Genomic DNA, 6,066 nt, shown 5'->3' on the forward strand with positions numbered 1-6,066 from the left:
CCTATGATGGCATCGTGGTTCTCATCAGGCGACAACCGGATGGAGCGCGATGACTCAGGACGTGCAGGGGGCGACGACCACGACCCCGGCCCCTCGGTACGCCGGCACCCGCGTCCAGCGGGTGGAGGACGGCCGGCTGCTGACCGGCCGCGGCGGCTTCGTCGACGACATCACGCGCGCCGGCATGCTGCACGCCTGCTTCGTGCGCAGCCCGTTCGCGCGCGCGAAGATCAACGGCATCGACGCCTCGGCGGCGCTGGCGCTGCCCGGCGTGCGCGCGGTGTTCACCGCCGCCGACCTCAACCCGGACGTCAAGGAGGCGTGGCACGCCGTCGCGGGCAAGGATGTCCCGGACACCCCGCGCCCGCCGCTGGCCGAGGGCGAGGTGAAATTCGTCGGCGACCCGCTCGCCCTGATCGTCGCCGAGAGCCGCTACGTCGCCGAGGACGCGCTGGAGCTGGTCGACGTCGACTACGAGCCGCTGCCCGCGATCACCGACCTCACCCGGGCGCAGTCCTCCGACGTGCTGGTGCACGACGCCTACGCGAACAACGTCGCCGGCGGAATGGGCGGCGCGCCGCCCGACGAGGAGACGTTCGCGTCGGCGGCCTGCGTCGTGAAAGAGCGTATCTACCAACAGATTTACGCGCCGGTGCCGATCGAGACCCGTGGGCTGGTCGTCGAATGGTCCGCCGCCTCCGAAGAACTCACCCTGTGGGCCTCCACGCAGACCCCGCACGAGCTGCGGGCCTTTTGCGCCCGGTTGTTGGGCATTGCGGCGCAACGGGTCCGGGTCATCATGCGAGACACCGGCGGCGGCTTCGGCCAGAAGGTCGTCCCGATGCGCGAGGACATGTGCATCATGCTGGCCGCCCGCAAGGTGCCCGCGGCGCTCAAGTGGATCGAGGACCGGCGCGAGAACCTGATGTCGGCCGGCCAGGCCCGCCACGTCGACGGCACCGGCCGGATGGCGTTCGACGACGCCGGCAACATCCTGGCCGCCGACATCGACTTCGTGCAGGACGTCGGCGCCTACCCGACGCCCTACCCGGTGCTGACCACCGCCGCCATCGGCATGTTCTTCCCGGGCCCCTACCGGGTGCCCAAGGCCAGCTTCAACTACAAGACGGTGTTCACCAACACCAGCGGCCTGGCCGCCTACCGCGGGCCGTGGCAGTACGAGACGCTGGCGCGCGAAATCCTGCTCGACGTCGCCGCGCGGAAGATGAACCTCGACCCGGTCGAGTTGCGCCGCCGCAACCTGCTGCGCCGCGACGAGATGCCGTACTTCAACCCCAACGGCATGCCGTACGACCACGTCGCACCCAGCGAGACGTTCGAGCAGGCGGTGAAACTCCTTGACCACGAAGGGTTTCGCAAGGAGCAGCGCGAGGCGCTGGCGCAGGGCCGCTACCTGGGCCTGGGATTCTCGGCCTACATCGAGCCGACCGGAGCGGCGACGGGCCACCTGGCCACCGAGGGTTGCACCATGCGGATGGAGCCGACCGGCAAGATCAACGTCTACGTCAACGGCGGCTCGAGCGGAAACAGCCTGGAAACCACCGTGATTCAGCTGACCGCCGACGCCCTGGGCGCCGACATCGACGACGTCGCCACCATCCAGGGCGACACCGCGATCACGCCGTACGGGGCGGGCACGCAGGGCAGCCGCAGCGGCCCGATGACCGCCGGGGCCGTCGAGGAGGCCGGCGCGATTCTGCGCGACAAGATCGTGGCGCTGGCGGCCCACCACCTCAAGGTGGCCGAAACCGAAGTGGTGCTGGCGCATTCGACCGCGGCGGTGCGCGACGACCCGTCGAAGCAGGTGAGCTTCGGAGAGCTGGCCTACGTCGCGTATTACTCGCCGCAGGCGCTGCCGCCGGGGATGTCGCCCGAGCTGGAGGCCAGCGCCCGCTACGTCGCCAAGGCGCCCATCCTGTGGTCCAACGCGACCCATGCCTGCACCTGCGAGGTGGACGTGGCCACCGGCAAGGTCACGCTGCTGCGCTACATCGTCAGCGAGGACGTCGGGCCGATGATCAACCCGGCCATCGTGGAGGGCCAGATCGCCGGCGGTACGGTGCAGGGCATCGGCGGCGCGCTGATGGAGGACCTCGCCTACGACGACGACGGTAACCCGCTGGCAACGACTTTCGTCGACTACCTGCTGCCGACGGCCACCGAGGTCCCGCCGATCGAGTTCGGCCACGTCGAGATCCCCGGCCCCGGGCCGGGCGGCTACAAGGGCGCCGGCGAGGGCGGGGCCATCGGGTCGGTGCCGGCGGTGATCAACGCCATCAACGACGCGCTGGCGCCGCTGGGCGTGACGATCACCCGGCTGCCCGCCAGCCCGGCCTCGATCGCGGCGCTGTTGAGCGAGGCCGCGCGATGAAACCGGCCTCGTTCACCTATCACCGCCCCGACACCATCGACGACGCCGTGGCACTGCTGTCCGAGCTCGGCGATGACGCGAAGATCATCGCCGGCGGCCAGAGCCTGGTCCCCATGCTGGCGATGCGGCTCGCCTACTTCGACCACCTCATCGACATCTCCCGGCTGGCCGAGCTGCGGGGCATCGAGCGGCGCGGCTCTGACCGCCAAGAGCTGTGGATCGGCGCGGGCACCACCGAGGCCGCGGTCGGCGCCGACGACCAAGTGCGCCAAGCGGTTCCGCTGCTGACGCGGGCCACCCCGTTCGTCGGGCACTTCCAGATCCGCAACCGCGGCACCCTGGGCGGATCGATCGCCCACGCCGACGCCGCGGGCGAATACCCGGCGGTCGCGCTGGCGCTGGACGCGGTGATGGAGGTGCTGTCGCCGCGCGGCCGGCGGGAGATCGCCGCCGCGGACTTCTTCGCCGGCCTGTGGGAAACCACCATGGATTCCGACGAGGTGCTGACCGGGGTGCGATTCCCCGTGTGGAACGGCCGGTCGGGTTTCTCGGTGCACGAATTCGCGCGCCGCCACGGCGATTTCGCGATCGCCGGCGCGGCGGTCGCCGTCCAGCTCGACGGCGCCGACCGGGTGTCCCGCTGCGGGATCGGGCTGCTGGGTCTCGGTGCCACCGTCCGGCGCGCGACGGCGGCCGAGGCCGCGGTCGTCGGCAAGCCGGTCGGCGAGCTGGCGGCCGAGGACATCGGCCGGGCGGCGATGACGGACCTCGACGACGTCCCGACCGACCTGCAGGGATCGGCGCCGTACCGCACCCAGGTGGGCGCCACCATGGTCGCGCGCGCGTGGGGTCAAGCCATCGACGAAGCACTCGCGGGAGCAGCCAATGCATGAGCAACCGATCCGGTTGTCGGTGAACGGGACCGACATCACCGACAGCGTCGAGCCGCGCATGACGCTGGCGGACTTCCTGCGCGACAAGTGCGGGCTCACCGGTACCCACCTCGGCTGCGAGCACGGGGCGTGCGGCGCGTGCACCATCCTCGTGGATGGCGACGCCGTCCGGTCCTGCCTGATGTTCGCGGTCCAGGCCGACGGTCTGGAGGTCACGACGGTCGAGGGCATCGCGTCGCCGGACGGCACCCTGTCGCCCGTGCAGGCGGCGCTGCGGGAATGCCACGGGCTGCAATGCGGCTTCTGCACGCCAGGTTTCGTCACGTCGCTGACCGCCTTGCTGCGTGACAACCCGAATCCCACCGACGACCAGATCCGCGAGGGCCTGTCCGGCAACTTCTGCCGCTGCACGGGGTATCAGGGCATCGTCGCCGCCGCCCATCGGGCCGCCGAGCTCGGCTCGGTCACGCAGCGATAACCCTGCGCCATCGGCTCGGCATCGATACGGCCCGCCTTACAGTAACTTTCGCTGCTTTTTGCGTACTCTGAGCGCTGAATCTGAGAGTTTTCGGGAGCGGCGGGTGCAGTTATCGCAGAAAGCGCGGCGGAGTCTGGCCGGGGGCTCGCTGCTGCTCGTCCCCCTGCTGGCCGGTCCCGCGTTGATCAACGGCTGCACCTCCACCATCGAGGGCAAGCCGGTCGCCGCGCCGGGAGCCGGGCCCGTCGAACCCACCTTCCCCACCCCGCGGCCGAGCATCGCCACGCCGGCCCCCAGCGCGACCGCGGCCCCGCCGCCGGGCACGACCGGGCCGGCGACCCCGACCACCCCACCGGTGGGCGCCATCCCGCTGCCGCCGGACCACAACGGCTACGTCTTCATCGAGACCAAGTCCGGCGTCACGCGCTGCCAGATCAACAAGGAGACCGTCGGCTGCGAGGCGCCGTTCACCAATTCCCCGCTGCAGGACGGCGAGCACGCCAACGGCGTGAGCATCAGCTCCGGCGGCAACGTGCAGTGGGTGCTGGGCAACCTCGGCGCCATCCCGACGGTGACCATCGACTACAAGACGTACGCGGCGCAGGGCTGGACGATCAACGCCACCGAACAAGGCACCCGCTTCACCAACGACCGCACGCACCACGGCATGTTCGTCAGCGTGGAGAAGGTCAATACGTTCTGAGGGCCTGAAGGCGCGCGTTAAGCGTCGTCAAGGACCCGCGAAGTCACCGACGGCGGTCATCTTGTTGCCGTCCGAGGCGGTGGCGAAGCCGGCCGCGGTGAATGCGCAGTTCAAGATGATGGCCCGGTGTGGAGGACTTTGCATCCACTGGTCGACCGCCACGCCCGGCGTAGCAGCGGATCCCGTTCCCCAGTAGACGATCTCACCCGTGGAGTTGGCCCGGTACCCCGCATCCGCGATGCGCGCCTGCGGTGACGAGCCGTCCGAACCGATATGGCCGCTCAGGCCGTGCGTCAGCATGTCATTGGCGTGCCGTTGCGCCGCGGCGGTCAACCGAGGGTCGTCGGCGAGCGCCCCGCACGTCTGGCGAACCCGGCTGACCCCGCTGTACACCGCGGGCCCCGAATCGTCCGCGCGCGCGGTGAAACCAGCAATTGCGCAGAGCGCCGTTACGAAGACAGCGGATATCGAGAAGGCGGCGACGATTCCGACTTTCCCCGTCATGTTGCCTCTTGCCACGCACTCGCTTTGCTGATTCAGCAAACAGATTACCCACTTTCGACCATACGAGTCGAGGATCGCCATCTGTTCGCACCAATGACGAAGGCGGCAGAACATGGGAGGATGCCGTGTATCCGCGGCCGTTCAGAAGGCCGGATCAAGCGGACGCCCTGAAAACACGAATTGCCAGCCACCGGATCTCGGATGTTGAGGGACCACATGGAGACAGCCGCATCTCTTATGGACCCCGCAATCGGCCCTGTGTACCGGAAAGGACTCGGCCAACACGCCCGGAAGAGTGCTCCGCGGTCAATGCCTCATGAGCGGGCACACGGGTAGCGGGCCGCGCGGTGACCCTTCGGCGGCTCGATATCCCGGCGAGTGAGTGGCGCCGCCCAGACACCACCGCGGTACGCGATGTTCTGACCGACGCCGGCGCTGATCCGGCACGGGCGCGAGACTGGCGCGGTTCGGTTGTCCTGTGCTTCGCAGAGGTACCGGAGACGCATCCCTACCTGAATCCAGCGGTTGCCGCATTCGTCAAGGATCTGTATTCCGAGATCCCACATCTCTTGTACTTTTTGAATCCCGATCGAACGAGCGGTGCACTTGACAGCTTCTACGCGTCAATAGACGCCCTGTGCGAAACCGACCACGGCGTATGGATTATGTGGTCGGATGAGGCCGCCGAGGCGTTCTTCGAGGCACTGGCCGCGGCTGCCGAGTTTGCGGTCGGTCAAGGCGACGACTGGGTCGCCGTCGTCAAGGGCTACGAGTACAACGAAATTCAATCGAGGCACGCGGAAATACGCGCAATGCTCGTCACTCGCGGAGTCATCCCGGCGTGAGCAGATTCTCGGCTGTGGCCTATTCCGACAGACACCGCTCGGCGGTCGCAACCTCCGGGCAAGTCGCTCCAACCTGATTCAGAGTTGGGCATGCGGGCCTGGTCGTCACTGTTCTCGACGCCCGAAAGCGACCGTGTCGCAACCATTTTCAGCAGCTAATTGGTGGTGGGTGGTGGTTGGGGTTCGAAGGGGTCGTACCACCACCAGTCGGCGCGTTCGCCGAGGGGCCCGGGGTAGGGCGGTACGGCGGC

At 68.7% G+C, this 6,066-nt stretch carries 7 protein-coding genes; 5 read left to right on the plus strand and 2 right to left on the minus strand.

Annotation, left to right across the window (positions count from 1 at the left end; genetic code table 11):
- Positions 1 to 49 precede the first annotated feature (49 nt).
- From AWB89_RS08875 to AWB89_RS08890, 4 genes are all read left to right on the plus strand, one after another.
- Complete coding sequence (locus AWB89_RS08875; protein WP_085172923.1) at positions 50 to 2,392, plus strand: xanthine dehydrogenase family protein molybdopterin-binding subunit; 2,343 nt, start codon at positions 50 to 52, stop codon at positions 2,390 to 2,392.
- Positions 2,389 to 3,285 carry an FAD binding domain-containing protein gene (locus AWB89_RS08880; RefSeq protein WP_085172925.1) on the plus strand — a complete coding sequence of 299 codons (897 nt, stop codon included), beginning with the start codon at positions 2,389 to 2,391 and terminating at the stop codon, positions 3,283 to 3,285. The genes AWB89_RS08875 and AWB89_RS08880 overlap by 4 nt, the downstream gene beginning before the upstream one ends.
- Positions 3,278 to 3,763: a (2Fe-2S)-binding protein gene (locus AWB89_RS08885; protein WP_085172927.1), complete on the plus strand. Its 486-nt coding sequence runs from the start codon at positions 3,278 to 3,280 to the stop codon at positions 3,761 to 3,763. Before AWB89_RS08880 ends, AWB89_RS08885 begins: the two co-directional genes overlap by 8 nt.
- Before the next feature lie 133 nt (positions 3,764 to 3,896).
- Entirely contained in the window at positions 3,897 to 4,466 is a 570-nt protein-coding gene (locus AWB89_RS08890) for a hypothetical protein (RefSeq protein ID WP_170929027.1), read from the plus strand.
- Between the two features lie 27 nt (positions 4,467 to 4,493).
- Here the strand turns inward: AWB89_RS08890 and AWB89_RS08895 are convergent, their stop codons facing one another.
- The gene (locus AWB89_RS08895; RefSeq protein WP_169716584.1) at positions 4,494 to 4,970 is read right to left on the minus strand and encodes a CAP domain-containing protein; all 477 of its coding nucleotides are present in this window, start codon (positions 4,968 to 4,970) and stop codon (positions 4,494 to 4,496) included.
- A gap of 347 nt (positions 4,971 to 5,317) precedes the next feature.
- On the opposite strand from AWB89_RS08895, the gene AWB89_RS26960 reads away from it, so the two are divergent.
- Positions 5,318 to 5,815, plus strand: coding sequence for a hypothetical protein (locus AWB89_RS26960; RefSeq protein WP_142282489.1), 498 nt, complete (start codon positions 5,318 to 5,320; stop codon positions 5,813 to 5,815).
- A 155-nt stretch (positions 5,816 to 5,970) separates the two neighbouring features.
- Here the strand turns inward: AWB89_RS26960 and AWB89_RS27920 are convergent.
- Positions 5,971 to 6,066: hypothetical protein (locus AWB89_RS27920; protein WP_241520451.1), on the minus strand; the 96-nt coding region annotated here is incomplete at its 5' end.

It is taken from the genome of Mycobacterium paraense, assembly GCF_002101815.1.
GTDB lineage: Bacteria > Actinomycetota > Actinomycetes > Mycobacteriales > Mycobacteriaceae > Mycobacterium > Mycobacterium paraense.